A 26,509-nucleotide genomic window follows, 5' to 3' on the forward strand; every position below is an offset into this window, starting at 1 on the left:
GGGAAACGTCACAGCCCCCGCGCCACTGCCATTTGAGCGGCCTGCCCTAGCATCCGAGCATGACGGTCCTGCCTGACGACGGGCTCTCACTGGCCGCCGAGTTCCCTGACGCGACACACGAGCAGTGGCAAGCCCTGGTCGAGGGTGTGCTGCGCAAGTCGGGCAAGGAAGTCTCGGGCGCGGCAGCTGAGGACGCTCTGTCCACGACGCTGGAGGACGGGCTGCGCACCCGTCCCCTGTACACCGCGCGCGACACCGCGCCCGACCCCGGTCTGCCCGGCTTCGCGCCCTTCGTGCGCGGCGGCCGCTCCGAAGGCAGCACCGCGGGCGGCTGGGACGTACGGCAGCGGCACACGGCGGCCGAGGACGGCGCGATCCTGACCGACCTGGAGAACGGCGTCACCTCGCTCTGGCTGCTCGTGGGCCAGGGCGGCATCCCCGTCTCCGGCCTCGCCCGCGCCCTCGACGGTGTCTACCTCGACCTGGCCCCGGTGGTGCTCGACGCCGGACGTGACGTCGAGGCCGCCGCGGCGGAACTGCTGCGGCTGTACGAGGAGCGGGGCGTCGACCCGAAGGCGGTGCGCGGCAACCTGGGCGCCGACCCGCTCGGCCACGAGGCCCGCACCGGCACCTCCCTGGACTTCGCGCCGGTCGCCACCCTCGCCGCGCGGTGCGCCGAGACGTACCCGGGGCTGCGCGCGCTGACCGTGGACGCACTGCCGTACCACGAGGCCGGCGGCTCGGCCGCGCAGGAGCTGGGCGCCTCCCTGGCCACCGGTGTGGCCTATCTGCGCGAGCTGACCGAGGCGGGCCTCACCGCCGAACAGGCCCTGGCGCAGCTGGAGTTCCGCTACGCGGCCACCGCCGACCAGTTCCTGACCGTCGCCAAGCTGCGCGCGGCCCGCCGGCTGTGGGCACGGGTCGCCGAGGTGTGCGGGGCGCCCGGCGCGGGCGCGCAGGTGCAGCACGCGGTGACCTCGCCGGTGATGATGACCCGCCGCGACCCGTGGGTGAACATGCTGCGCGCGACGGTCGCGACGCTCGCGGCCGGGGTGGGCGGGGCCGACTCCGTCACCGTGCTGCCGTTCGACCACGCGCTCGGCCTGCCGGACGCGTTCGCCCGCCGGATCGCCCGCAACACGTCGACGATCCTGGTCGAGGAGTCCCATCTGGCGCGGGTCATCGACCCGGCGGGCGGCTCCTGGTACGTGGAGTCGCTCACCGACGAACTCGCCCGCGCGGGCTGGGAGTTCTTCCGGTCGATCGAGCGTGACGGCGGTCAGGCGGCCGTGCTGCGCTCGGGCCGGATCCGTACGGACCTGGCCACGACCTGGGCGGAGCGCTCCAAGAAGCTCGCCAAGCGGCGTGAACCCATCACCGGTGTCAGCGAGTTCCCGTTCCTGGCGGAGAAGCCCGTGGAGCGCGAGCCGGCTCCCGAGGGTCCCTCCGGCGGGCTGCCGCGCGTGCGCCGCGACGAGGCGTACGAAGAGCTGCGCGCCCGCTCCGACGCCCACCTCGCGGCGACCGGCTCCCGCCCCCGGGTCTTCCTCGCCACGATCGGCTCGGCCGCTGCGTACACCGCGCGCTCGACGTTCGCCGCCAACCTCTTCCAGGCGGGCGGCATCGAGCCGGTCACCGAGGGAGACTTTGAGGACAGCGGCGCCACCGAGGCCGTGCTGTGCTCCAGCGACGCGCTGTACGAGGAGCAGGCCGAGCAGCTGACCCGGTCCCTGAAGGCGGCGGGCGCCCGGCACGTGTTCCTCGCGGGCCGCCCCGCCGAGTACGCGGACATCGACTCGTACGTCTTCGCGGGCTGCGACGCCGTCGCCACGCTGTCCGCGACCCTCGACCGCATGGGAGTGTCCTGATGGGAATCCCCGACTTCTCCGGGATCGAGCTGGGGACGCCGGTCGCCGACGGCGGTGCCGAGGAGTGGCGTACGGCCGTCAAGCGGGCGACCGGCGCCGAGGAGGCGCTCTGGGAGACCCCGGAGGGCATCGGCGTCAAGCCGCTCTACACCGGCCGTGACCTGGAGGGCCTGGACTTCCTGGGCACCTACCCGGGCATCGCGCCGTATCTGCGCGGCCCGTACCCGACGATGTACGTCAACCAGCCCTGGACCATCCGCCAGTACGCGGGCTTCTCCACCGCCGAGGAGTCCAACGCGTTCTACCGGCGCAACCTCGCGGCCGGTCAGAAGGGCCTGTCGGTCGCCTTCGACCTGCCCACGCACCGCGGATACGACAGCGACCACCCGCGCGTGACCGGTGACGTCGGCATGGCGGGCGTGGCGATCGACTCGATCTACGACATGCGGCAGCTGTTCGACGGGATTCCGCTGGACAGGATGACCGTGTCGATGACGATGAACGGCGCCGTGCTGCCGGTGCTGGCGCTGTACATCGTGGCGGCGGAGGAACAGGGCGTACCGCCCGAGAAGCTGGCCGGAACCATTCAGAACGACATTCTGAAGGAGTTCATGGTCCGCAACACCTACATCTACCCGCCGAAGCCGTCGATGCGGATCATCTCCGACATCTTCGCGTACACCTCGCAGCGGATGCCCCGCTACAACTCCATCTCCATCTCCGGCTACCACATCCAGGAGGCGGGTGCGACGGCCGACCTGGAGCTGGCGTACACGCTCGCGGACGGTGTGGAGTACATCCGGGCGGGCCGCGAGGCGGGCCTGGACGTGGACGCGTTCGCGCCCCGGCTCTCGTTCTTCTGGGCGATCGGCATGAACTTCTTCATGGAGATCGCGAAGCTGCGGGCGGCCCGGCTGCTGTGGGCCAAGCTGGTCTCCCAGTTCGAGCCGAAGAACACCAAGTCCCTGTCCCTGCGCACCCATTCGCAGACCTCGGGCTGGTCGCTGACCGCGCAGGACGTGTTCAACAACGTCACGCGCACCTGCGTCGAGGCCATGGCGGCGACCCAGGGCCACACCCAGTCGCTGCACACCAACGCCCTGGACGAGGCCCTGGCCCTGCCGACCGACTTCTCGGCGCGCATCGCCCGCAACACCCAGCTGCTCATCCAGCAGGAGTCGGGCACGACCCGGGTCATCGACCCGTGGGGCGGCAGCGCCTACGTGGAGAAGCTGACGTACGACCTGGCCCGCAAGGCCTGGGCGCACATCCAGGAGGTCGAGCAGGCCGGCGGTATGGCGCAGGCCATCGACGCCGGCATCCCGAAGCTGCGCGTGGAGGAGGCGGCCGCGCGCACGCAGGCCCGCATCGACTCCGGCCGCCAGCCGGTGATCGGCGTCAACAAGTACCGCGTCGAGAACGACGAGGCGATCGAGGTCCTCAAGGTCGACAACTCCTCCGTGCGCGCCCAGCAGATCGAGAAGCTGCGGCGGCTGCGCGCGGAGCGGGACGAGACCGCGTGCCGGGACGCGCTGGACGCGCTGACCCGGGCCGCGGACGGCGAGGGCAACCTGCTGGAGCTGGCCGTGCGCGCGGCCCGCGCCAAGGCCACCGTCGGCGAGATCTCCGACGCCCTGGAGAAGGTGTACGGCCGCCACGCGAGCCAGATCCGTACGATCTCCGGCGTGTACCGCAACGAAACCGGGGAGTCTCCGTCCGTGGACCGCACCCGCGCCCTGGTGGACGCCTTCGAGGAGGCCGAGGGACGCCGGCCGCGCATCCTGGTCGCCAAGATGGGCCAGGACGGCCACGACCGCGGCCAGAAGGTGATCGCCACCGGCTTCGCCGACCTCGGCTTCGACGTCGACGTCGGCCCGCTGTTCCAGACCCCGGAGGAGGTCGCCCGCCAGGCGGTCGAGGCGGACGTCCATGTGGTCGGCGTGTCCTCGCTGGCGGCCGGTCACCTCACCCTCGTACCGGCGCTGCGCGAGGCGCTCGCCGAGGAGGGCCGGGAGGACATCATGATCGTGGTCGGCGGGGTGATCCCGCCGCAGGACGTGCCGACGCTCCTGGAGATGGGCGCCACGGCCGTGTTCCCGCCCGGGACGGTGATCCCGGACGCGGCGTACGACCTGGTGAAGCGGCTGTCGGCCGATCTCGGCCACGATCTGTAGAGCTCATGGCAGCGATCGATCTCGACACGTATGTGAAGGGTGTGCTCGACGGGAAGCGGGCGATCGTGGCCCGTGCGATCACTCTCGTCGAGTCCACCCGGCCGCAGCACCGGGCGCTGGCACAGGAGTTGCTCACCGAGCTGCTCCCGCACAGCGGCCGGGCGCGGCGGATCGGCATCAGCGGGGTGCCGGGCGTGGGCAAGTCGACGTTCATCGACGCGTTCGGCACACTCCTGACCTCGCTGGGGCACCGGGTGGCGGTGCTCGCCGTGGATCCGTCCTCCACCCGCACCGGCGGCTCCATCCTGGGTGACAAGACCCGGATGGAGCGCCTGGCGGTGGACCCGGCGGCCTTCGTACGCCCCTCCCCCAGCGCGGGCACGCTGGGCGGGGTCGCCAAGGCCACCCGTGAGTCCATGGTCGTGATGGAGGCGGCGGGCTACGACGTGATCCTGGTGGAGACCGTCGGGGTCGGCCAGTCCGAGACCGCGGTCGCCGAAATGGTCGACTCCTTCCTGCTGCTCACCCTGGCCCGCACCGGCGACCAGCTGCAGGGCATCAAGAAGGGTGTCCTGGAGCTGGCCGACGTGATCGCGGTCAACAAGGCGGACGGCCCGCACGAGCGCGACGCCCGCGCCGCCGCACGGGAGTTGGCGGGCGCGCTGCGGCTGATGCACGGCAAGGACGCCTTCTGGGCCCCGCCGGTGCTCAGTTGCAGCGCCCGCGAGTCGACCGGCCTGGAGGTCGTCTGGGAGCGCCTTGAGCAGCACCGTACGCTGCTCGACTCCACGGGCCGGCTCACCGCCAAGCGGCGGGATCAGCAGGTCGGCTGGACCTGGGCGATGGTGCGCGACGAGCTGCTGGGCCGGCTGCACGCCGATCCGGCGGTACGGGAGGCCGCGCCCGGCCTCGAACAGCGGGTCAGGGAGGGCTCGTTGACGGCGACACTGGCCGCCGAGCGGATCCTGGAGGCGTTCCGGGGGCCCGTCGGCTGAACAGTTCGGACCTCAGTCGTCGCGGTCACGTCGGCATACCGCGCTCGGCGAGGCCGCTCTCGTACGCGATGATGACGAGCTGCGCGCGGTCCCGGGCGCGCAGCTTCGCCAGGAGGCTGCCGACATGGGTCTTCACCGTCGGCATGCTGATGACGAGGTGTTCGGAGATCTCCGTGTTGGACAGCCCGTTCGCGATCAGTACGAGGACTTCCTGTTCCCGCTTGGTGAGTCCGACGAGTCGCGGTGCCGGCCGTGTCGCCTCGCCGCGGCGGGAGCAGTTCGCGATGAGGCGCCGGGTGACCGTCGGCGCCAGTACGCCCTCGCCGGTGGCGATGACCCGGATGCCGTTGACCAGTTCGGACGGTGAGGCGTCCTTCAGCATGAAGCCGCTGGCGCCCGCCTGGAGGGCCGGGTAGACGTACTCGTCCATGTCGAACATGGTGAGGGCCAGCACCCGGACTCCGGCCAGCGTCTCGTCGGAGCAGATCTCCCGGGTGGCCGCGATGCCGTCGAGGACCGGCATGCGCAGATCCATCAGGACGACGTCCGGGGTGAGTTCGCGCGCGAGCCGTAACGCCGTGGCACCGTCGCCAAGACGCGGTCGGCGAGTTCGATCTGGCTGACGATGTTGCCGAGGCTGTAGAAGACCGGCCTGTTCCGGTACAGCTCCACACCGCGCAGGAAGTGCGGACCGTGCCCGACCACGACGTCGGCGCCCTCGTCGATCACCTGGTGGGCGAAGGCACGCAGGAACTCACCCGGTGTTTCGGGCGTCGGGCCGGGCTCGTGGGAGTGGACGCCGACCACGACGAGGTCCGCGCGCAGCCGTGCCTCGCCGACCCATCGGGAGATCTCGTCGAGGTCCCGTGGCTCGCACTCGGTCGTGAAGCCCGGCTCGTCCGCCGTGTGGAAGCGGGTGCCGAACAGGGTGAGCCGGTCGGGCGCGAGCAGGGCGGGATCGATCCCGAGCAGGGTGCGGGCCTCGGCCCGGCGGGCCCGCAGCCCCGTCTCGGCGTCGATCGCGCGCAGCACGGCCATCTGAGTGCCCGTCACCCGCAGGATCGCGGTGTGGCGCAGCGGGTTGAGGCCAGGACGGCCGGGCAGGCTCCGGTGACGGGTCGGCCGCCTCCTGGCCGGGCAGGAACGTCGCGCTGCAGGAGAGCAACGCCAGGCTGCCGCCCGGCCGGTCGACGTAGACCGGCCGACGCGCGGTGGTGAGGTCGGGGCCGATGCCGGCGAACGGGAGCCGTCTCGCCCGCAGTTGCGCCATGGTGCCGAGCACGCCCTCCACGCCGAGGTCCAGGGCGTGGTTGTTGGCGCAGCCCAGCACGGTGAAGCCGGCCGCCGTGATCTCGTCGAGCACACCGGAGTCCGCGATCAGGCAGCCACCGCCCGCCGCGTTGTGCACCGGGTGCCCCCGTCCGCCGCCGGGCACCACTTCCAGGTTGGTGACGGCGAAGTCCGCGGTGTGCAGCAGTTCGCGCAGCCGGCCGGCCTCCGGGGCGGAGGTGATCAGCGCTCCCCGGGTCGCCATGCAGTCGCCGGAGAGGACCACGGTCAGCCGGGTCACCGCCGGGCCTCGGTGACGGCCCGGGTCAGCGCGGCGGCCGGATCGGAGCCGGTGACGTCGACGCGCCTGCCCGCCACCACGGCGGTCGGTGTGAGCGCCACCTTGCGGGAGGCGGCGAGATCGGAGACGTACCGCACCCAGGGCCGGTACGGCGCGTCCTTCACACAGCGGGCGAACGACGCCCCTGTGATGCCCGCGTCCCGGCCCGCGGCGATCAGCCGGTCCTCGTCGAGCCCCGGGCCCTGTTCGGCGGGCTGCTCGGCGAACAGGACCGTGGAGTACCGCTCGAACTTCCCTTCGTCCGCCGCGCAGGCCGCGGCGGAAGCCGCCCGGGTGGAGTAGCCCGCGGGCCTGCTGCGGTCGTCGAGGAAGGCGACCGGGTGGTAGACGACGCTCACCCCGCCGTCCGACCTCAGCTCCTTCAGGGCGGCGGTCAGGGCCCGCTCGGTGCAGCGGCATTCGGGGCAGAGGTAGTCGAGGTGGAGGTCGACGCGTACGGCGCCGGTGGAGGCGGCCAGGCCCGACTTGTCGGCGGCGGCCCCGGCAGGCACACGACTCGGCGCCTTGTCGGGGGCGGTGTTGTTCGCCCGGACCAGACCGGCGCCGACCAGCGCGGCGCCGACGACCACCAGCACCGCCACGAGCGACACCACCAGATGACGCCGTCGCCGGTGCCGCCGGTGCACCAGCTCCCGCACCATGGCGTCCGTCGTCTCCATGCCCATCACTCCTTCGGGTCCAGGACCCAGCGGTCCAGCGCCCGCTCGGCCAGGTCCTGGATGTGGGCCAGTCCGGAGGCCCAGGTCGAGGGCCCTTCCGGGGCCGCGTCCACGAGGCCGGCGGTGTAGCCGACGTCGAAGAGGTTCTCGGCTCGGTCGGCGGACAGAGTGTGGTGCCGGGCCGCCGGAAGGTGCTCCGCCGCCCTGTGCGCCCAGCGGGTGTCCGCGTTGGCGCTGTCGAGGGGCATCACGTGGTACGTGACCAGGTCGGCGCCGGCCGCATGGGCGAGGAAGCACAGTGAGGTGGAGAATCCGTATGCGTTCCTCGACCTTGGCCTGCTCGGCCGCCTGGCCGATGGCCCGCCGCAGACTCTCCCGTCGCTCCCGGACGGCTGCGCCGCCGGCCCAGGTGGCACCGAGGACCAGCAGCCCGAACAGCAGTTGCACCGCTCGGGTCCCGCCCGCGTAGTGCTGCCCGCCCGTCATGGTCAGCAGGGCCGCGCCCGCCGCGCTCGCCCCGCCGACGAGGACGGCCGACCGCCCGGGCCGCCGCCGTCGCGTCGTCGCGACCGGGTACAGGGCGTAGGCGGCGGCGAGGAAGACGGCCGGGCCGAGCCCGGCGGCCAGTGCCGCGCAGGAGGCGACGAGGACGATCACGAAGACCGGAACGGGCCACAACCACCGTACGGCCAGCGGCAGCGCGCTGCCGAGCGAGAGCAGACAGGCGCTGACCGCACCGGGTGCGCCGCCGGTGTCCGGCCGCACCAACGACAGCTGAGGGAGCAGCGCGAACCCGAGTGCGGCCGCCCCGTCCAGGAGGATCTGGCGTCGACGCGAGACATCTCCCATGCCCCGAACCTAGGCGCTGGGCCGGACGGAGGTCCAACTCCCCGGTTCCGCACCGCCGATGGACTCCGTACCGCCGACCGACGGAACCGAACGGCCTGAACCCGACCATGAACGACAAGAGCGCCCACATGGACCGGCACCATTCCATGCAGGATCCATACAGGATCCATGCAGGCGTGCAAACCGTTCAACGGGGGTGCAAAGCCATGCGTATCAACCTGTTCATCCTCAGCGAGGACCCGGTTTCACTGGCCGGGCTGGAAGCGATTGTCGAACAGGACGACAGGGTCAACCTCCTAGGCACGGCGGTGGACGAGTCCCACGGCCTTCGATGTCTCGAGGACACGGCGTTGCAGCCGGATGTGGTGATACTCGGAGAGCCGCCGTCAAAGCGGGCCATCTGCAGGGACGTTGCCCGGATCGTTTCCAGGTATCGCCACGAGAAGTCACGGCCGCAGATCGTCGTGGTCTCGCAGAACCACTACGACGACGTGATCGTCTCCGCGCTGCGCCTGGACGTGAACGGGTATCTCGCGCGGATCGCGTCGTCCGAGGAACTGCTTCAGTCCCTTCAGATCGTGGCACGCGGAGGTGCCGCGTTCAGTTCGGCGATAGCGGCCCGTTTCAGCAGATACTTCTCCACCATGCAAAGGCTTCCGGAACCGTCGGAGCTCTCCCATCTGACCAGCAGGGAGATGGAAATACTGGAACTGCTCGCAAACGGTCTGAACAATCGCCAGATCGCCCGGAGACTCTTCCTGGCCGAGAAAACCGTGCGCAATTACGTCTCGCGCATCTTCACCAAACTGGAAGTCCACGACCGGGCCTCCGCCGCCCTGCGCGCCCGCGACGCGGGTTTCGGCGACCAGCCGACCGACGCGATCCCGCACAGCGCCTGACGACCGAGCCCCTCAGCCGGTGGATCCCTTGGCCGACAGGGCGCCCGGCGGGCGGCCGGGGAACGGGCGGGGGCTGACCACGTTCTTCATGACGATGGTCGAGCTGAGGCCACCGACGCCGGGGAGCCGGATGAGAACGCTCTCGTAGAGCTGCTGGTAGGCCTGTAGGTCGGCGCTGACCACGCGGATCAGACAGTCCGGTTCACCGAACAGCCGCTGGGCCTCGATGACCTCGGGAACCTCCGCCAGCGCCGCGTCGAAATCGTTCACCGCGTCGGGTCGAGTCAGTGTGGCGAAGAGCGGGACCTCGAACCCGTATCCCAGGGCGAGGACCTCGTCGGGGCGATCAAGAGACTGCTCTCCCCCTCGGCACCCAAGGCGGGCACCGGCAAGGGCGGCAAGGAGCCGGGCGGCAGCGGGAAGTCCGGCGCCCGGAGCGGGGACGAGCCGAGCCCGGGGTCGGAGCCGAAACAGGGCAACGCCTACCGCAGCAAGCCCGACAAGAAGCGGCCGACCGGGACGAGGAAAGGCAGGTCGCCGGCGACTGCGAGCCCAGGCACGGGTGCTGTCGGCCCCACGTGGTGGTCACCTGGAGGCATGTCGAAACGCTCGGCACCGCACTCGCAGACCTGTACAAACGCGCAGGTCAGACGCCCTTGGCGGCCGGCTCCAGAATCGCCACGCACTCCACGTGGTGGGTCATCGGAAACAGATCGAACGCCCGCAGCGTCCGCACCCGGTACCCGCCCTCGCGGAAGTAGCCGAGGTCCCGGGCCAGGGCCGCCGGGTCGCAGGCCACGTAGGCGATGCGGCGGGCGTCCAGTGAGGTCAGGTGGGCGACCGTCTGGCGGCCGGCGCCGGCGCGCGGGGGGTCGAGGACGATCAGGTCTACCTCGGTGATGCCGGTGCGGGGCAGGACGGACTCGACCTTGCCCTGTTCGATGCGGACGCGGGGGAAGTCGGCGAGGTTGTGGCGGGCGTCCTCGACGGCGCGCTTGCCGGACTCGATGCCGAGGACCGCGCCCTTCTCGCCGAGGCGGTCCGCGAGGGCGCCGGCGAAGAGGCCGACACCGCAGTAGAGGTCCAGGGCCATCTCGCCCTTGCGCGGCAGCAGGCCCTGCATGACCGCCGTCACCAGGGTGTCCGCCGCCTTGGGGTGGACCTGCCAGAAGCCTCCGCTGCCGACGCGGTGGGTGCGGCCGTCCGCGCGCTCACGGACGAAGGGACGGCCGTGGACGCGGTGCACACCGCCGTCCTTCTCGCCGACGCGCATCACCGACACCGGCTTGTCCAGCTCGACGATCGGGAGGCGGGCTCCGGGCCGCGGGGTCAGGATCACCTGGCGGTCCTGCGAGCCCGTTGCCGCGATCGCCTCGATCGACTCCATACCGGTCCAGTCACGCTTCTCGATGCCCAGCTCGGTGACACCGGCCGCCGCGATCATGCAGTGGTCGATGCGCTCCACCTCGTGCGAGCGGTGGCGGCGCAGGCCGGCGTGGCCCTCGGCGTCGACGGCGTACTGGACGCGGGTGCGCCACTGCGGCACCTCGCCCGCCGGCAGCTTGTCGCCCTCGGCGGGCATCACCGTGCCGTCCCAGCCCGCCTCCTCGGGCGTGAGGCCCGCGAGCCGCTGCAGCTGCTCGGCGATGACCTCGCCCTTGAGGCGGCGCTGGGCGCCGGGCTTGGCGTGCTGCCAGTCGCAGCCGCCGCAGCGGCCGGGACCGGCGTAGGGGCAGGGGGCCTCGATACGGTCCTTGGAGGCCTCCAGCACCTCGACCGCGTCGGCTCGCAGATACCGGGCGCCCTCCTCGCCCTCCGTCACCCGGGCCACGACCCGCTCGCCCGGCAGCGCGTGCCGGACGAACAGCACCTGGCCCTCGGAGGTGCGGGCGATGCAGTGGCCGCCGTGGGCGACGGCGCCGACCTCGACCTCGTACTCCTCGCCCACCAGCGACTTCTTCGGTTCTGCCTGCATGGCGGGGTGACTCCAGATCGAGGGGCGGTACAACAGCCCACCAGTCTACGTCGTCACCCGCACCGCTCAGCTCCCGGCGGTCGGCTCCTTCGGCCGCTGCTGGGCGGGACCGCGTCGCACCGCACCCGGCGCGTTCCACTCCTGCCGCTTGCGGGCACGGACCTTGGCCGCCTCGGAGGACTCCAGCTGGTACGGCACCGAGGTGACCATGACGCCCGCGGTGAACAGCAGACGGCCCTTGAGCCGCAGGGCGCTCTGGTTGTGCAGCAGGTGCTCGTACCAGTGGCCGACCACATACTCCGGGATGATCACCGAGACCGCGTCGCGCGGGGACTCCGCGCGCAGGCCCTTGACGTACTCGATGATCGGGCGCGTGATCTCGCGGTAGGGCGAGTCGAGCACCTTCAGGGGCACGTCGATGCCGCGCCGCTCCCACTCCTCGCGCAGCGCCTTCGTCTCCGCCGGGTCGACGTTGACGGTGAGCGCCTCCAGGGTGTCGGAGCGCATCAGCTTGGCGTAGGCCAGGGCGCGCAGGGTGGGGCGGTGGATCTTGGAGATGAGGACGAGGGAGTGGACGCGGGAGGGCCGCACGCTGTCGTCGCTCGGGCCCTCGGGGGCGGCGATCTCCTCGGACACACGGTCGTAGTGGCGGCGGATCGCGGTCATCGTCGCGTAGAAGATGACCATGCCCAGCAGGGCCACCCAGGCACCGTGCGTGAACTTGGTGACGAGGACGACGACCAGGACCAGGCCGGTGAAGAAGGCGCCGAAGGCGTTGATCGCCCGGGAGCGGACCATGTGGCGCCGCTTGGCCTGGTCCTTCTCGGTGGCGAGGTGCCGGTTCCAGTGCCGGACCATGCCGGTCTGGCTGAGCGTGAAGGACACGAACACGCCGACGATGTACAGCTGGATCAGCCGCGTCGAGTCGGCGCCGTAGATCACGACCAACAGGGCCGCAGCGCCCGCGAGCAGCACGATGCCGTTGGAGAAGGCGAGGCGGTCGCCCCGGGTGTGCAGCTGGCGCGGCAGGTAGCGGTCCTGGGCGAGGATCGAGCCCAGCAGCGGGAAGCCGTTGTACGCGGTGTTCGCCGCCAGGAACAGCACCAGGGCGGTGGCGGCCGCGAGCAGGATGAACAGGAAGCTGCCCTTGCCGAACACGGCCTCGGCGACCTGGGAGATCACCGGGTTCTGGACATAGCCCGGACCGATCGGGACGCCGTTGTGGATCAGGTCGCTGGCCGGGTTCTCGGCCATGCGCACCTTGGTCGACATGGCCAGGGCGATGATGCCGCAGAACATGGTGACGGCCAGCAGGCCCATCATCGCGAGCGTGGTCGCCGCGTTCTTGGACTTGGGCTTGCGGAAGGCGGGGACGCCGTTGGAGATCGCCTCGACGCCGGTGAGCGCGGCACAGCCGGAGGAGAAGGCGCGCAGCAGCAGGAAGACGAGGGCGAAGCCCGCCAGCCCCTGGTGTTCCGCCTTGATGTGGTAGTCGGCGGTCGGCGCGCGCATGGTGTCGCCGAGGACCAGGCCGCGGAAGGCGCCCCACGTGATCATGATGAAGACGCCGCCGACGAACACGTACGTCGGGATCGCGAAGAGCTTGCCCGACTCCTTCACCCCGCGCAGGTTCATCAGCGTCAGCAGCACGATCACCGCGCTCGCGCAGAGCACCTTGTGCTCGACGACGAAGGGGACCGCGGAGCCGAGGTTCTCGATGCCGGAGGCGATGGAGACGGCGACGGTGAGGACGTAGTCGACGAGCAGCGCGCTGGCGACGGTGAGGCCCGCTTTGGGCCCGAGGTTGGTGGTGGCCACCTCGTAGTCGCCGCCGCCACTCGGGTAGGCGTGGACGTTCTGCCGGTACGAGGCGACCACGGTGAACATCAGCACGACGACCGCGACCGCGATCCAGGGGCTGAAGTGGTACGCCGACACGCCCGCGATGGACAGGACCAGCAGCACCTCTCCCGGGGCGTAGGCCACGGAGGACAGCGGGTCGGAAGCGAAGACGGGGAGTGCGATGCGCTTCGGCAGGAGCGTTTCGCCCAGCCGGTCGCTGCGCAGAGCGCGCCCGATCAGAATCCGTTTGGGCACGTCGGTCAGTTTGGACACGACAGAGAATGCTAGGCCTTCGAACTGGCTGTCGCCCACCCGCGTCCCACGATCTGTCTCGGCGCGTCCACCGATCTGCCTCAAGAGTGAAAACAGACACGGCTTGAACTGCGGATTCCGTGGTCGGCGCGATCGCCGTGTCTAGATGACAAACGCCGCCTGTCGCCGACCCCGGAGGTCCCATGCCCGCGACCGCAGAGCTCATCGGTGCCGCGTCCGCCATCGTCGGCCTCGGAATCCTCACCCTGTGCAGCGTGCGCAGCATCACTCGGCGCCGGGCGGTCAGGCGGTCGTCCGGGTACGCGGCCGAGTCGCGGCTCTGAACCCGGGCCCGGTTCCAGCACGGGGCGCGTCGGCCGGGCCTTCACCCGCGCGGTCCAGGCTCCCTGGAGGAACGAGCCGGGCTGTCGGTCCGTGCCGTTACGGTGGACTTGGGCACACTCGGGCAGCGATCCGTACCCGCGGGGGATCACCTGGGCGATTCCCCGGCATGATGTTGCCCGGTGGACCGTGAAACAGGTCCCCCGACCCGTTGCCCCGGCGAGCCGAGAGAAGGATATGAGCACTGCGTTCACGCAAGTCAGCGGCCTGAGGAGTGCGGGGTAAGACCGTGCACATCGTCATCATGGGCTGCGGAAGAGTGGGCTCCGCTCTTGCCCAGACCCTGGAACAGCAGGGCCACACGGTCGCCGTGATCGACCAGGACCCCACCGCCTTCCGTCGGCTGGGCCCCGGATTCGGCGGGCGCCGGGTCACCGGCGTCGGCTTCGACCAGGACACGCTGCGCGAGGCCGGCATCGAGGAGGCGGGCGCCTTCGCAGCCGTCTCCAGCGGAGACAACTCGAACATCATCTCCGCGCGCGTGGCCCGCGAGATGTTCGGCGTGGAGAACGTCGCGGCCCGTATCTACGACCCCCGCCGCGCGGAGGTCTACCAGCGCCTGGGCATCCCCACCGTGGCGACGGTCCGCTGGACCGCCGACCAGATGCTGCGCCGGCTGCTGCCCTCCGGGGCGGAGCCGCTGTGGCGCGACCCCACCGGCGGCGTCCAGCTCGCCGAGGTGCACGCCTCAGCGAAGTGGGTCGGCCACAAGATCAGCAAGCTGCAGGAGGAGACGGGCGTCCGCGTGGCGTTCCTGACCCGCCTCGGCGAGGCGATCCTGCCCACCTCGCAGACGGTGCTGCAGGAGGGCGACCTCGTGCACGTGATGATGCGTACGGACGACGTCGAGAAGGTCGAGGCGGCGTTCGCCGGGGGCCCTGAAGAGGAGGGCGGTCACTGATGAGGGTCGCCATTGCCGGTGCCGGCGCGGTCGGCCGTTCGATCGCCGGCGAACTGCTGGAGAACGGCCACGAGGTCCTGCTCATCGACAAGGCGCCGACCGCCATCTCGGTCGAGCGCGTCCCGCAGGCGGAGTGGCTGCTGGCCGACGCCTGTGAGATCACGTCCCTGGACGAGGCGGCGCTCCAGCGCTGCAACGTGGTGATCGCCGCGACGGGCGACGACAAGGTCAACCTGGTCATCTCCCTGCTCGCGAAGACGGAGTACGGCGTCCCGCGTGTCGTGGCCCGGGTGAACAACCCCAAGAACGAGTGGCTGTTCAACGAGTCCTGGGGCGTCGATGTCGCCGTCTCCACGCCACGTCTGATGTCCGCCCTGGTCGAGGAGGCGGTGAGCGTCGGCGATCTGGTCCGGCTGCTGCGCTTCAGCCACGGCGACGCCAACCTCGTCGAGCTGACCCTTCCGGAGGAGTCGGCCCTGGCCGGCACCCAGGTCGGCGACGTCGAGTGGCCCGAGGACACGTCCCTGGTCACGATCATCCGCGGCACCCGCGTCCTGACCCCCTCCAGGGACGACTCCCTGGAAGCGGGCGACGAACTCCTCTTCGTGGCCGCGCAGGCCCGGGAGGAGCAGCTGGAGGACCTGCTGTCGGTCCGTCGGGACAACGGCTGACGTTCGAGGGTTACGACGACGGGGGCGCCCGGAGACCGGTCTCCGGGCGCCCCCGTCGTCGTATGCGAAGTACGTGAACTCCGTGGGGTGGGCGAAGTAGGCGGAACTACCCGTCCCGGCGGTGCCGTCCGCCCGTGGTCTCGCCCCGCTCCGCCGCCAGTGCCGCTCTGCGCTCCTCCTCGGCCTTCTCCTCCGCCTCCATCTCCGCGAAGACGTCGATCGGCGCGGGCGCCTTCGCCAGGAAGACCCAGGTCAGCCAGACCGCGAGCAGGAAGGGCGGGATCTTGAGGGTGACCAGGACCCAGCCCAGCTGAGCGGTGTTCGCCCACCAGTAGAGCGGGAAGAGGATCGCGCACTTGGCGAGCAGGATCAGGCCCCAGGCCCAACTCGCCTTGGCGTAGGCCTTCTTGCGGCCGGGGTTGCGGGTGCGCCAGGAGAGGTTCTCCTTGAAGACCGGGCCGAGGATCAGCCCGATCAGGGGAACGCCCGCGAGGGTCGTGATGATGTACGCCAGCGCCAGGCCCAGCGTGTAGAGCATGCCGGGGAGGTAGAAGTCCTTGGCGTTGCCGGTGAACATCGCGAACACCACGCCGAAGGCGACGCCGAAGACACCGCTGAAGGCGTGCTTGACGGTGTCCTTCATCGCCAGCCGGACCACGACCAGGACGAGCGACACGGCCAGCGCGGCGATCGCGGACCAGTGCAGGTCCTTGTTGATCGTGAAGATCGTGACGAAGAGAAGGCCGGGCAGGACCGTCTCGACCATGCCCCGGACACCGCCGAACGCCTCGAACAGCGCGGCCTCGGTGACCGCCCTGGCTTCGTCCTGCTGAGTGGTGTCTTCGGTCGGCTTGTCGAGTGACGTCACGGGCTACTCCCGTCCGAGGGGTCTCAGTTCGTACTTGGGGTTGAACAGCACGCGGCGGCCCCGGCTCATCGAGATCCGGCCCGACGCGATCAGCTTGCGCCCCGGTTCTATCCCCACGATGGAGCGCCTGCCGAGCCACACCACGTCCAGGGCGGCGGAGCCGTCGAACAGCTCGGCCTCCAGGGCCGGCACTCCGGCGCGCGGCCGCAGGGTGACCGTGCGCAAGGTACCAGTAACCGTGACGATCTGCCGGTCGTGGCAGTCGCCGATCCGGATACAGCCCGCGATGTCGGCGTCCTCCCGCAGCTCCTCGGACTCCAGGTCCTCCTGGGACGAGGAAAGCCGGTCGAGCATGCGCCGGAACCGGCCCACCGGCTTTTCGGAACGAGGAACAGCGCTCATATCTGAAGCGTACCGGGGAGCACTGACGGCTACGTACCCGCGGCCCCACGCCCGGACCCGCGCCGCCCCGGCTCACCTTTCCCCGCGGCTCACCTCTCGAACCGATACCCCATCCCCGGCTCCGTGATGAAGTGCCTGGGGTGCGAGGGGTCCGCCTCCAGCTTGCGGCGCAGCTGGGCCATGTACACGCGCAGATAGTTCGACTCGGTCCCGTACGACGGCCCCCACACCTCTTGCAGCAGCTGCTTCTGGCTGACCAGGCGGCCCGTGTGGTGCACCAGCACCTCCAGCAGATGCCACTCGGTCGGAGTCAGCCGTACGTCCTTCCCGGCCCGGTTGACCTTCTTCGCGGCCAGGTCGACCGTGAACCCCTCGGTCTCCACCAGCACGTCGTCCTCGCCGCCCCCGGCGACCGGCTCGGCCCGGCGCACGGCGGCCCGCAGCCGGGCCAGCAGCTCGTCCATGCCGAAGGGCTTGGTCACGTAGTCGTCGGCGCCGGCGTCGAGCGCCTCGACCTTCTCGTCCGAGGTGTGCCGGGCCGACAGGACCAGGATCGGCACCCGGGTCCAGCCGCGCAGGCCCTTGATCACCTCGACGCCGTCCATGTCGGGCAGGCCCAGGTCCAGGACCACCGCGTCGGGGTGGCGGGATGCGGCGAGTTCGAGGGCGGTACGGCCGTCGGCGGCCGCGTCCACCTCGTACTTGCGTGCCTTGAGGTTGATCACGAGGGCGCGCACGATCTGCGGCTCGTCGTCGACCACGAGCACCCGGGTCATGTGACCTGCCTTTCCGGTGGTACGGGGGTGAGCTGTCCGGCACGCGCTCCTGCCGCGCGCAGGCTCAGGACCATGGTGAGACCGCCACCGGGCGTGTCCTCGGCGTCGAGGGTGCCGCCCATGGCCTCGGCGAAGCCGCGCGCGACGGCCAGGCCGAGGCCGACCCCGGCGCCGCGCGGGGCGTCACCGTAGCGCTGGAAGGGTTCGAAAATGCGTTCCTTGGCCGCGTCCGGGACGCCCGGGCCCCGGTCCACGACCCGCACCTCGACCCGGTCGGCGAGGGCGCTGCCGGAGACGAGCACGGGCCGGTCCGGCGGGCTGTACTTGACGGCGTTCTCCACCAGGTTGGCCACCGCGCGTTCGAGCAGCCCGGCGTCGACGGCGACCATCGCGAGGCTCTCGGGGATGTCCAGGTCCACGCTGCCCTCGGGCACGCCGCCCAGCGCCATCGGCACCACCTCGTCGAGATCGATCTCGCGGATGATCGGGGTGACCGTGCCGGTCTGCAGCCGGGACATGTCCAGCAGGTTGCCCACGAGGTGGTCGAGCCGGTCGGCACCCTCCTCGATGCCCTCCAGGAGCTCCGCCTGGTCCTCCTCGGACCAGGCCACGTCGTCGGACCGCAGCGAGGAGACGGCCGCCTTGATGCCGGCCAGGGGAGTACGGAGGTCATGGCTGACGGCGGCGAGCAGCGCCGTGCGGATGCGGTTGCCCTCGGCCAGCGCGCGGGCCCGGTACGCCTCCTCCTGGAGGCGCCTGCGGTCCAGCACGACGGCGGCCTGCGCGGCGAAGGCCGCCAGCACCCTGCGGTCCTCGGCGGGCAGCACCCGGCCCGTCAGCGCAAGTGCCAGGTGGTCCCCGACCGGCATGTCGACGTCGGCGTCCTCCGGCCGCTCCAGCGTGGGCCCGAATCCGGCGCGGCCGGCGCAGGTCCAGGGCTCGGTCTCACCGGCCCGCTCCAGCAGGGCCGCCGACTCCATCCCGAAGGTCTCCCTGACCCGCTCCAGCAGCTCCTCCAGGCTGGTCTCGCCGCGCAGCACATTGCCGGCCAGGAAGGAGAGGATCTCCGACTCGGCGCGTAGCCGGGCCGCCTGGTGGGTGCGCCGTGCCGCGAGGTCGACCACGGACGCCACGGACACCGCGACCCCGAAGAAGATCACGATGGCGACGATGTTCTTCGGGTCGGCGATCGTCAGCCGGTGCAGCGGCGGTGTGTAGAAGTAGTTCAGCAGCAGTGACCCGAAGGCCGCCGAGGCCAGGGCCGGCAGGAGCCCGCCGAGCAGGGCCGCCGCGACCGTGAGGGTCAGGAACAGCAGCATGTTGTTGGCGAGGCCGAGGTTCACGGTGGTCAGCAGCACCGCCATGACGGCGGGGCCCGCGAGTCCCACGGCCCAGCCCCAGATGATCCGGGCGCGGCCGAGCCGCGCGCCCCGGGCCACGGGCAGTCCGCGGCCCTTGGCCACCTCTCCGTGGGTGACGATGTGGACGTCGAGGTCGGGCCCGGACTCCCGGGCGACCGTGGCGCCGACGCCGGGCCCGAAGACGTACTGCCACGCCTTGCGCCGCGAGGAGCCGAGGACTATCTGGGTGGCGTTGACCCCGCGCGCGAAGTCGAGCAGGGCGGTGGGTATGTCGTCGCCGACGACGTGGTGGAAGGTGCCGCCGAGGTCCTCGACCAGCGTGCGCTGGACGGCGAGCTCCTTCGGGGAGGCCGAGGTCAGGCCGTCGCTACGGGCTATGTAGACGGCGAGCACCTCGCCCCCTGCGCCCTTCTCGGCGAGACGGGCGGCCCGGCGGATCAGCGTGCGCCCCTCGGGGCCTCCGGTCAGTCCGACGACGATCCGCTCCCGGGAACCCCAGATCGCCGAGACCTGGTGCTCACTGCGGTACTGCTTGAGGTACTCGTCGACCCGGTCGGCCACCCACAGCAGCGCCAGCTCGCGCAGCGCGGTCAGGTTGCCCGGCCGGAAGTAGTTGGACAGGGCCGCGTCGACCTTGTCGGGCTGGTAGATGTTGCCGTGCGCCATCCGTCGCCGCAGCGCCTGCGGCGACATGTCGACAAGCTCGATCTGGTCCGCCCGCCGTACGACCTCGTCCGGCACGGTCTCCCGCTGCCGTACACCCGTGATGGACTCGACGACGTCGCCGAGCGACTCCAGGTGCTGGATGTTCACGGTCGAGATCACGTCGATGCCGGCGGCGAGCAGTTCCTCGACGTCCTGCCAGCGCTTGGCGTTGCGCGAGCCCGGGATGTTGGTGTGGGCGAGTTCGTCCACCAGGGCGATGGCGGGCGCGCGACGGAGGACGGCGTCGACGTCCATCTCGGTGAAGACGGCACCGCGGTACCCCAGCTCCCTGCGCGGGACCTGCTCCAGGCCGTGCAGCATCACCTCGGTGCGCGGCCGGCCGTAGTGCTCCACGAAGGCCACCACGCAGTCGGTGCCCCGCTCCACACGCCGGTGCGCCTCGGACAGCATCGCGTAGGTCTTGCCCACGCCCGGTGCCGCACCGAGGTAGATCCGAAGCTTGCCGCGTGCCATGGCCCCATTGTCTTCCGGTTACTGCCGCATACGCAGCGTCGACCTTACGGCCAACAATCCCGGCCAATGGGGCAGGGAGCCCGGCAGCGGGCATCTTTGACGCAACCCTGACGGGATGCCCTGATGTGCTGTGCGCTCAGCGCTCGACGATCTCGCCGTCGCTCAGTTCCAGCACCCGGTCGGCCAGGTCGAGCAGGGTCGCGTCGTGCGTGGCGACCAGCGCCGTGACCCGCTCGCTGTGTACGACGGCCCGCAGCAGCTCCATCACGGCGTGACCGGTGTCGGCGTCCAGCTGGCCGGTGGGCTCGTCGGCGACGAGGAGCGCGGGGCGGTTGGCGAGGGCGCGGGCGATGGCGACGCGCTGCTGCTGGCCGCCGGACAGCTCGCCGGGCCGCTGGGCCGCGTGGTCGGCCAGGCCGACGAGGGAGAGCAGCAGCTCGACACGTTCCTCGCGCTCGCGCGGGTCGGCCCGGCGCAGCCGCATCGGCACGCCGACGTTCTCGGCGGCCGTGAGGATGGGAATGAGCCCGAAGGACTGGAAGACGAAGCCGATCCGGTCGCGGCGCAGCTCCAGCAGCCCGCTCTCGCCGAGCTCCGCAAGGTCCCGGCCGTCGACGGCGACCCTCCCCCGGTCGGGCGTGTCGAGCCCGCCGACGATGTTCAGGAGCGTGGTCTTGCCCGATCCCGAGCGCCCCTTGAGGGCGACGAGCTCGCCGCGCGGGACCTCGAAGGAGACACCGCGCAGGGCGTGCACGGCGGCGGCTCCATGGCCGTAGGACCTGTGGACGTTCTCGACGCGCACCATGGTCTCGGTGACCACCTGGCTCATGTCGCCTCCCCCGTGGACCGGGCGCCAGTATCGCCGCCGGACGCCCGGCCGTTCAACGGGTTCGTCAGCCGGGGTTGTCGCCGTGGGTGAGGGTCTCCCAGGCGACGAAGAGGTTGTTGCTGCCCGCCGGGCGGTTGTTCAGGGTCAGCGCCTGGGTGTTGGCCATGGCGATGCCGAGACGGTTGTGCAGGGCGTTGTAGCCGACCTCGGTGACCGGACCGAGCCCGAGCTTGAGCGACCCGCCGCACAGCCAGCTCGGGGCGGCCGTGCCCAGCTGGTACTTGGACTGGAACCCGAGCGCCTGCCGCAGACGCTCGCCGACGTCGGTGCCGTACAGGTCCTGGCCCTGGATCCGGCTGGTCTCGGCGATGTGCGAGATCGCGGAGATGCCGTAGCCGGTGTGCACGAAGTCCCGGCAGGTCTCCTGGGTGAGTCCGGTGACGAAGGTGGACTGGCCCTGCCAGTAGGCGACGATCTTGGCGGTGGTGTCGAGGTGCTGGCTGGGCACGGTCCTCGGCACGGAGCCGTCGGAGGACAGATAGACGTAGGCGGCCGCGCGGGTGCGGAACTTGGCCATGGCCGTGTCGTACGACGTCTTGTCCTCCAGGAAGACGGAGATGCCGACGGCGGCCTCCATCATCGACAGCTCCCAGTTGCCGTTGGAGTTGGAGCCCTTGATGACGACCGGGAGGTAGACGTTGCGGAGCATGGTCGCGAAGCGGCCCTGGTTGGCCCAGCCGCCCGGGTACGTGTACTTGATGATCTCGGCGGCCTTGGGCCAGGAGGAGCCCGCCCAGCCGGTCTGAAGGGGCGCGTTGCTGTTGGTGTGACTGGTGATCGTGCCCGACCAGGCGTCCATGATCTGGATGGCCTTCCGGGCGTAGCGGGCGTCCCGGGTGATGTACCAGGCGAGGGCGTCGGTGTACGCGGCGATCGCGTCCTCGCGCTCGTCGGTGCAGCCGTGGTCGGGGTTGGAGTAGGAGCCGCACTCCACGGTGGCTCGGGGCTTCGGGGTGCGGTTCAGGTCGGCGTACTTGCTGGCCAGCATCCGGTCGTAGGCACCCTTCCAGGGCTGGGCGCCGGCCAGGACCTTGTCGCGGGCGAAGTCCAACTGACCCTTGGAGACGGTGACTCCGGGATGGACGAAGGCGGTGGGGGCGGAGTGGGCGGCGGGTGCCGCCAGGGCGCCCAGCAGCAGGGATGCCACGGCTGCGGGCAGTGCGGTTCGGCTTCGGCGCACGGTTACTCCGTTCTCATACATGAACGTGGAGCGCCTTTATGAACAGAGGCGTTGGCCGGAGACCGTAGGTACAGACCAATCACGCGTCAAGGGGTCACGCATGCGAAAGGCCCGCACCCGACATCGGCACGCCCCTTGGACCCCGCCCGGATCCTGCCGCCCGCGGGGGCGGGCCCGGCGACGTCAGGGAGTCCGACGTACACAAGACGGGGTCCCCTGCTCGAAGCCCCCGGGCGGGCACGCAGGGCGTCGCGGGGCCGACGGGGGTGTGACAACGGCAGCCGAAAAGGCCGCACCCGACATCGGGGCACGGCCCTTGAACCGCTCAACCGAGCGCAGCACCCAGCAGACCTCGGTGTCTCCGGGCCACGCTGCAACCAGCCCATACCGCCGGAGAAGCACAACGACTCCCCCCGCCGAACGCCTTCGGAGACCACAAGTACAGGCCGTTCGCCCGCCAACGCGTCACCCAAGCGCAAAGACCGCACCCCCGCACCGGAGCACAGCCCCGAACCACCCAGCCGAGCGCAGCGCCCAGGCCCTGTCGTCACACTCGCGTCGCCGGCCGTCGGGTCGACGGGAGCTTGACGACGGCACGCGAAAGGGCCGTACCCGGCATCGGGGTACGGCCCTTGAATCGCTCAGCCGAGCGCAGCGTCTAGCGGACCTCGGTGATCTCGGGGCCGCGCTGCAGTTGGCCCATGCCGCCGGAGAAGCGTGAGGACTCCTCCTGCTGGACGCCTTCGGGGACCATCTGGGCGTCGTTCGGCAGCTTGAGGACGATCGGGTCGCGGGGCGCCATCGGGCCCTCGCCGCGGACCACGACCGTGTCCCGGAAGATCTGCTCCAGCAGACCGGCCGCCTGCGGCTGCACCGCGCCCTGGCCGGAGATCACACCGCGCAGGAACCAGCGCGGGCCGTCCACGCCCACGAACCGCACGACCTGGAAGCCACCCGTGCCGTCCGGCAGCTGCACCGGCACCTGGGCGCGCAGCTCCCAGCCCAGCGGACCCTCGACCTCGTCCACGATGCCGCCCTGCTGGGTGATGCCGGTCGCGATCTCCTCGCGCACCTCGCCCCAGATGCCCTCGTGCTTGGGCGCGGCGAAGGCCTGCAGCTGGACGGCGCTGTCGCGCAGCACGACCGTCGCCGCGACGATCGCGTCGCCCGCGACCTCGACGCGCAGCTCCATGCCGTCGACACCGGGCACGAGCAGACCGCCGAGGTCCACCCGGCCCTCGCCCGGCTCGCGCACCTCGGAGTCGTCCCACGGCCCGTCGGGCCGGGGTTCCGGCTCAAGGCGTACGCGCTCGCGCTCGCCCTCTTCCTCGTCCGCCTCGGTGTCGACGCTGTCGACGACCTGCTCGGCCTCGCCGGCCGCGTCCTCGGCGGCACCCTTCTTCTTGCGACGTCCGAACACGTCACTGTCCTTCCCGGTCGGATACGACCGAAGCGTATCGATTCCCACCCGTCCGACCGCCTACGGCGGCCTGACCGTTTGTGCCGCTCACGTCGCCCACCGCGGCATGACCGCCGGTGGACCCGAAGCCCCCCTCGGCCCGTGCAGAACCGGGAAGCTCCGCGACCTCCTGGAAGCGGACCCTCTCGACCTGCTGGACGACCAGTTGGGCAATCCGGTCGAAGCGCTCGAACCGCACGCACTCGCGCGGGTCGAGATTCACCACGATCACCTTGATCTCCCCACGGTACCCGGCATCAACCGTCCCCGGGGCATTCACGAGGGCGACACCGCAGCGGGCTGCGAGACCGGATCGAGGGTGCACGAACGCCGCGTACCCCTCAGGGAGGGCGACAGACACTCCCGTGGGCAGGACGGCCCGCTCCCCCGGCTTCAGATCGCAGCTCTGAGTCGTCCGCAGATCGGCTCCCGCGTCACCGGGGTGCTCGTACGCCGGAAGCGGTACGTCGGGGTCGACGCGGCGGATCAGCACGTTCAGGGGCTCACGGCTCACGGGTTCACCTCGAAGGCGCGAGCGCGCCGGGCCTGGTCCGGGTCGCTCATGGCCGCCTGGATCTCTTCCTTGCGGCCGTTCTTGACGAAGTGACCGACCTCGACCTCGATGAAGAGGGCGTCCGCACGGACGGCGACGGGCCCGTCGGGGCCGCCGATCCGCCCCGTGGCCGTGGAGTAGATCTTCCGCCCGGCGACGGCGGTCACCTCGGCCTCCAGATACAGCGCCGTCCCCACCGGCACGGGCCGCACGAAGTCCGTCTCCAGCCGGCCGGTGACGGCGATGGTCCGCAGCAGCCAGTTGAGCGACCCGAGCGTCTCGTCGAGGGCGGTGGCCAGCACCCCGCCGTGCGCGAGGCCGGGGGCGCCCTGGTGGGCGGGCTGCACGGTGAACTCGGCCGTGAGGGACACACCCTCGCCGGCCCGCGCCTCCAGATGCAGTCCGTGCGACTGCTCGTGGCCACAGCCGAAACACTGTTCGTAGTGCGCACCGAGCGCCTCACCGGGCGCGGGGGCATCGGGGTGCCGCACCGGCTTCACGGCATCGGCGGGAGGCTTGAGACCTGCGGAACTACCACTCACAGCCGCAGACCTTACCCGCGCGTCGGCGGTATCCGGACACCGTGCCAAGCTTGGCTCCATGCAGCTCTCCGCCAGCCCCTACGAAGAACGCCTCACCGCCCCCCGCTCCTGGTGGCTGATCAGCTTCCTGGTCGGGGTCTCGTTCGCCCTGATCCTGCTCCCCTTCGGCCCGTTGCCGGCGCTGGGTGGCCTGGCGGGTGGCACGGCTGCGGCCGCGGTGGTCGCCAGTTCGTACGGCTCGCTCCGCATCCGCGTCGTGGGCGACTCCCTGATCGCCGGCGAGGCCAAGATCCCGGTGTCGGCCCTCGGCAAGTCGGAGGTCCTGGACCCGGAGGAGGCCCGCGCCTGGCGCACGTACAAGGCCGACACCCGCGCCTTCCTCCTCCTGCGCGCCTACATCCCCAGGGCCCTGCGGGTCGAGGTCACGGACCCGGACGACCCGACGCCGTACCTGTACCTGTCCACACGGGAGCCGGAACGCCTGGCGGCGGCCATCGAGGCCGCACGCGGGGGGACGACGGCGTAGGCCGTCCTACGGGGGCGTGTGGCAGGAGGTGGCGGGGCAGGGCGCACGACGGGGGGACAGGGGGCTCAGTGCCCCAGTTCCTTGGTGATGTCGCCCATCGTCAGCGGATGCTCCGGCGCCTCCAGCGGGGGCAGTTCGGCCAGGGCGTCCCACGGGACCCGGATCTTGCGCAGGTCCGCACGGATGCGTGCCGCGAGTCTCCTGGTGTCCCGGCGGTTCATGACCGCCCCGACCGCCGCGCCGACCATGAACGGCATCAGATTGGGCAGGTCGCGCACCATCCGCTTCATGATCTGCTGGCGCAGCTCGCGCTTCATCTGGCCGCCGAGGGCGCGGTCGTACGTCGACGGCTTCAGCATCCGGATCCCGCGCTCCCCCGACCAGGAGGACAGATACGCGGTGCTCCGGTCCTTGAGGTTGCCCGGCGGCCGTACGCCGTAGACCTCGTGCAGCTCGGCGATCAGCTTCAGCTCGATCGCCGCGACCCCGGTGATCTCCGCGGCCAGTTCGGTCGGCATGGCAGGCGGCACCGGCAGCATCGCTGCGGCACCGATCCCGGCCCCGACGGTCGAGGTCCCGTAGGCCGCGCCCGCCACGAGCTTGTCCGCGAGTTCCTCGGGCCCGAGGCCGGGGAACTGCCTGCGCAGCGTGGCGAGGTCACGTACGGGGATCCGCGGGGCGATCTCGATGATCCGGTCCGCGAGGTACCCGAGGCCCGCCTTGGCGCGGCTGCCGCCCTTACGGGCGCCTTCCCGGGCCATGTCCCAGGCCTTGTCCCGGATGACCGCGACCCGCCGCCTGGCGACGGGCGCGGGCATCTGGGCCGACGCCGGGAGGTCACCCCGGTCGGCCACCGGTTCGAGCGAGGCTCCCACGCCGGATGAGCCCCGCTCGTCGTCACGCGCACCGATCGGGCCGTCGGACGGCCCCTGGTCCGCTCCCGTCAGACGGAAGCGGCGCTTCCTGGGAGGGGTCGAGCCAGTCACGGCCGACCCCTCCTCAGTCGCAGTCGCGGCAGATCGGCTGACCGTTCTTCTCCCGGGCCAGCTGGCTGCGGTGATGCACCAGGAAGCAGCTCATGCAGGTGAACTCGTCCTGCTGCTTCGGCAGCACCCGGACGGCCAGCTCTTCGTTCGAAAGGTCGGCGCCGGGCAGCTCAAGGCCTTCGGCGGCCTCGAACTCGTCGACGTCCACCGCGGAGGTCGACTTGTCGTTCCTCCTGGCCTTCAGCTCTTCGAGACTGTCCGAGTCGACGTCGTCGTCGGTCTTGCGTGGAGTGTCGTAATCGGTTGCCATGTCGCTCTCCCCCTCTGGGTGTCTGCGGTGTCTCCAGCGCACGTAACGCGTGAGAGGCCGGACTTGTGCCCGACCCGAGGCGGAGATTTTGCCTCACATCAAGGTCTGTTACTCAATCGACACCCAACCGGACTCCTCAAGAGTGATCGGCTTGGATGGCGATGGGGACCGTACACGGTCCTGATGCCGCACCTCAAAGGCGTCTCAACGTGTACTTCCCGTGATCAAGACACCTGAAAACCCGGATTTTCCCGGCTTTCTACCCACAGCCATGATCACAGAGAGTAGATGGCCGGAAAACCGCGCATGTGATCGATCACACACGCAGAAGCCCGTCCGGTCTCCCGAAAATTCCGCGCAA

General features: G+C 70.9%; 25 protein-coding genes and 2 pseudogenes. 8 read left to right on the forward strand and 19 right to left on the reverse strand.

Annotated features, from left to right (window positions below; genetic code table 11):
• Nucleotides 1-59 precede the first annotated feature (59 nt).
• From AB0I54_RS30200 to meaB, 3 genes are read left to right on the forward strand one after another with little or no spacing between them, the layout of a single operon-like run.
• Nucleotides 60-1,868 (forward strand): methylmalonyl-CoA mutase family protein, encoded by a 1,809-nt coding sequence (locus AB0I54_RS30200; protein ID WP_363299365.1) that lies wholly within the window; start codon nt 60-62, stop codon nt 1,866-1,868.
• Nucleotides 1,868-4,042: a methylmalonyl-CoA mutase gene (gene scpA, locus AB0I54_RS30205; RefSeq protein WP_363299366.1), complete on the forward strand. Its 2,175-nt coding sequence runs from the start codon at nt 1,868-1,870 to the stop codon at nt 4,040-4,042. The genes AB0I54_RS30200 and scpA overlap by 1 nt, the downstream gene beginning before the upstream one ends.
• A 5-nt stretch (nt 4,043-4,047) precedes the next feature.
• A complete protein-coding gene (gene meaB / locus AB0I54_RS30210) occupies nt 4,048-5,037 on the forward strand; it encodes a methylmalonyl Co-A mutase-associated GTPase MeaB (protein WP_363299367.1) in 990 nt (329 codons plus the stop codon).
• 25 nt (nt 5,038-5,062) lie between these two features.
• Here the strand turns inward: meaB and AB0I54_RS30215 are convergent, their stop codons facing one another.
• From AB0I54_RS30215 to AB0I54_RS30235, 5 genes and pseudogenes are all read right to left on the reverse strand, one after another.
• Nucleotides 5,063-5,572: a response regulator transcription factor gene (locus tag AB0I54_RS30215; RefSeq protein WP_363299368.1), complete on the reverse strand. Its 510-nt coding sequence runs from the start codon at nt 5,570-5,572 to the stop codon at nt 5,063-5,065.
• Nucleotides 5,572-6,090 carry a CapA family protein gene (locus tag AB0I54_RS30220; protein ID WP_363299369.1) on the reverse strand — a complete coding sequence of 173 codons (519 nt, stop codon included), beginning with the start codon at nt 6,088-6,090 and terminating at the stop codon, nt 5,572-5,574. Before AB0I54_RS30220 ends, AB0I54_RS30215 begins: the two co-directional genes overlap by 1 nt.
• Nucleotides 6,091-6,154: 64 nt before the next feature.
• Nucleotides 6,155-6,607, reverse strand: a pseudogene (locus AB0I54_RS30225) (CapA family protein); the annotation flags it as partial.
• A complete protein-coding gene (locus tag AB0I54_RS30230; RefSeq protein ID WP_363299370.1) occupies nt 6,604-7,326 on the reverse strand; it encodes a thioredoxin domain-containing protein in 723 nt (240 codons plus the stop codon). The pseudogene AB0I54_RS30225 and the gene AB0I54_RS30230, both read right to left, overlap by 4 nt.
• Before the next feature lie 38 nt (nt 7,327-7,364).
• A pseudogene (locus tag AB0I54_RS30235) lies at nt 7,365-7,634 on the reverse strand (asparagine synthetase B family protein); the annotation flags it as partial.
• A gap of 747 nt (nt 7,635-8,381) precedes the next feature.
• Between AB0I54_RS30235 and AB0I54_RS30240 the strand changes: the two are divergent.
• Nucleotides 8,382-9,074 carry a response regulator transcription factor gene (locus AB0I54_RS30240; protein WP_363299371.1) on the forward strand — a complete coding sequence of 231 codons (693 nt, stop codon included), beginning with the start codon at nt 8,382-8,384 and terminating at the stop codon, nt 9,072-9,074.
• A 12-nt stretch (nt 9,075-9,086) separates the two neighbouring features.
• On the opposite strand, the gene AB0I54_RS30245 is transcribed toward AB0I54_RS30240, so the two are convergent.
• From AB0I54_RS30245 to AB0I54_RS30255, 3 genes are all read right to left on the reverse strand, one after another.
• Entirely contained in the window at nt 9,087-9,344 is a 258-nt protein-coding gene (locus AB0I54_RS30245) for an Lrp/AsnC ligand binding domain-containing protein (protein ID WP_363299372.1), read from the reverse strand.
• A gap of 376 nt (nt 9,345-9,720) precedes the next feature.
• Nucleotides 9,721-11,049, reverse strand: coding sequence for a TRAM domain-containing protein (locus tag AB0I54_RS30250; RefSeq protein WP_363299373.1), 1,329 nt, complete (start codon nt 11,047-11,049; stop codon nt 9,721-9,723).
• Nucleotides 11,050-11,115: 66 nt separating this feature from the next.
• On the reverse strand, nt 11,116-13,164 hold the full coding sequence (locus AB0I54_RS30255; RefSeq protein ID WP_363299374.1) for an APC family permease: 2,049 nt from the start codon (nt 13,162-13,164) through the stop codon (nt 11,116-11,118).
• Between the two features lie 182 nt (nt 13,165-13,346).
• Here AB0I54_RS30255 and AB0I54_RS30260 point away from each other — a divergent pair, with 182 nt between their 5' ends.
• From AB0I54_RS30260 to AB0I54_RS30270, 3 genes are all read left to right on the forward strand, one after another.
• Nucleotides 13,347-13,487 carry a hypothetical protein gene (locus tag AB0I54_RS30260; protein ID WP_363299503.1) on the forward strand — a complete coding sequence of 47 codons (141 nt, stop codon included), beginning with the start codon at nt 13,347-13,349 and terminating at the stop codon, nt 13,485-13,487.
• 287 nt (nt 13,488-13,774) lie between these two features.
• Nucleotides 13,775-14,446: a TrkA family potassium uptake protein gene (locus tag AB0I54_RS30265; RefSeq protein WP_189305041.1), complete on the forward strand. Its 672-nt coding sequence runs from the start codon at nt 13,775-13,777 to the stop codon at nt 14,444-14,446.
• Nucleotides 14,446-15,117 carry a TrkA family potassium uptake protein gene (locus tag AB0I54_RS30270; protein ID WP_363299375.1) on the forward strand — a complete coding sequence of 224 codons (672 nt, stop codon included), beginning with the start codon at nt 14,446-14,448 and terminating at the stop codon, nt 15,115-15,117. Before AB0I54_RS30265 ends, AB0I54_RS30270 begins: the two co-directional genes overlap by 1 nt.
• A gap of 106 nt (nt 15,118-15,223) precedes the next feature.
• On the opposite strand, the gene AB0I54_RS30275 is transcribed toward AB0I54_RS30270, so the two are convergent.
• The 9 genes from AB0I54_RS30275 to AB0I54_RS30315 all read right to left on the reverse strand — a co-directional run bounded on the left by AB0I54_RS30275 (nt 15,224) and on the right by AB0I54_RS30315 (nt 24,326).
• On the reverse strand, nt 15,224-15,985 hold the full coding sequence (locus AB0I54_RS30275; RefSeq protein ID WP_363299376.1) for a DUF3159 domain-containing protein: 762 nt from the start codon (nt 15,983-15,985) through the stop codon (nt 15,224-15,226).
• 3 nt (nt 15,986-15,988) lie between these two features.
• Complete coding sequence (locus AB0I54_RS30280) at nt 15,989-16,387, reverse strand: OB-fold nucleic acid binding domain-containing protein (RefSeq protein WP_263213508.1); 399 nt, start codon at nt 16,385-16,387, stop codon at nt 15,989-15,991.
• An 89-nt stretch (nt 16,388-16,476) separates the two neighbouring features.
• Nucleotides 16,477-17,163, reverse strand: coding sequence for a response regulator (locus AB0I54_RS30285; protein WP_363299377.1), 687 nt, complete (start codon nt 17,161-17,163; stop codon nt 16,477-16,479).
• Nucleotides 17,160-19,703, reverse strand: coding sequence for a sensor histidine kinase KdpD (locus AB0I54_RS30290; RefSeq protein WP_363299378.1), 2,544 nt, complete (start codon nt 19,701-19,703; stop codon nt 17,160-17,162). Before AB0I54_RS30290 ends, AB0I54_RS30285 begins: the two co-directional genes overlap by 4 nt.
• A 136-nt stretch (nt 19,704-19,839) precedes the next feature.
• Nucleotides 19,840-20,532 (reverse strand): ABC transporter ATP-binding protein, encoded by a 693-nt coding sequence (locus tag AB0I54_RS30295; RefSeq protein WP_363299379.1) that lies wholly within the window; start codon nt 20,530-20,532, stop codon nt 19,840-19,842.
• Nucleotides 20,533-20,596: 64 nt separating this feature from the next.
• The gene (locus AB0I54_RS30300; protein ID WP_363299380.1) at nt 20,597-21,793 is read right to left on the reverse strand and encodes an alginate lyase family protein; all 1,197 of its coding nucleotides are present in this window, start codon (nt 21,791-21,793) and stop codon (nt 20,597-20,599) included.
• A 637-nt stretch (nt 21,794-22,430) separates the two neighbouring features.
• Nucleotides 22,431-23,192 carry a DUF3710 domain-containing protein gene (locus AB0I54_RS30305; protein WP_363299381.1) on the reverse strand — a complete coding sequence of 254 codons (762 nt, stop codon included), beginning with the start codon at nt 23,190-23,192 and terminating at the stop codon, nt 22,431-22,433.
• Between the two features lies 1 nt (nt 23,193).
• Nucleotides 23,194-23,745: a dUTP diphosphatase gene (dut, locus tag AB0I54_RS30310; protein WP_363299382.1), complete on the reverse strand. Its 552-nt coding sequence runs from the start codon at nt 23,743-23,745 to the stop codon at nt 23,194-23,196.
• Nucleotides 23,742-24,326, reverse strand: a complete 585-nt coding sequence (locus AB0I54_RS30315; RefSeq protein WP_363299383.1) for a PaaI family thioesterase — start codon at nt 24,324-24,326, stop codon at nt 23,742-23,744. The genes dut and AB0I54_RS30315 overlap by 4 nt, the downstream gene beginning before the upstream one ends.
• A gap of 58 nt (nt 24,327-24,384) precedes the next feature.
• Between AB0I54_RS30315 and AB0I54_RS30320 the strand changes: the two genes are divergently transcribed.
• Nucleotides 24,385-24,852: a DUF3093 domain-containing protein gene (locus AB0I54_RS30320; RefSeq protein ID WP_363299384.1), complete on the forward strand. Its 468-nt coding sequence runs from the start codon at nt 24,385-24,387 to the stop codon at nt 24,850-24,852.
• 65 nt (nt 24,853-24,917) lie between these two features.
• On the opposite strand, the gene AB0I54_RS30325 is transcribed toward AB0I54_RS30320, so the two are convergent.
• Both AB0I54_RS30325 and AB0I54_RS30330 read right to left on the reverse strand, forming a co-directional pair.
• Nucleotides 24,918-25,838 (reverse strand): hypothetical protein, encoded by a 921-nt coding sequence (locus AB0I54_RS30325; RefSeq protein WP_363299385.1) that lies wholly within the window; start codon nt 25,836-25,838, stop codon nt 24,918-24,920.
• 13 nt (nt 25,839-25,851) lie between these two features.
• The gene (locus AB0I54_RS30330) at nt 25,852-26,148 is read right to left on the reverse strand and encodes a DUF4193 domain-containing protein (RefSeq protein ID WP_005481602.1); all 297 of its coding nucleotides are present in this window, start codon (nt 26,146-26,148) and stop codon (nt 25,852-25,854) included.
• Nucleotides 26,149-26,509: the final 361 nt, after the last annotated feature.

Source organism: Streptomyces sp. NPDC050625, from assembly GCF_040654755.1.
In the GTDB taxonomy this organism is placed as follows: Bacteria; Actinomycetota; Actinomycetes; order Streptomycetales; family Streptomycetaceae; genus Streptomyces.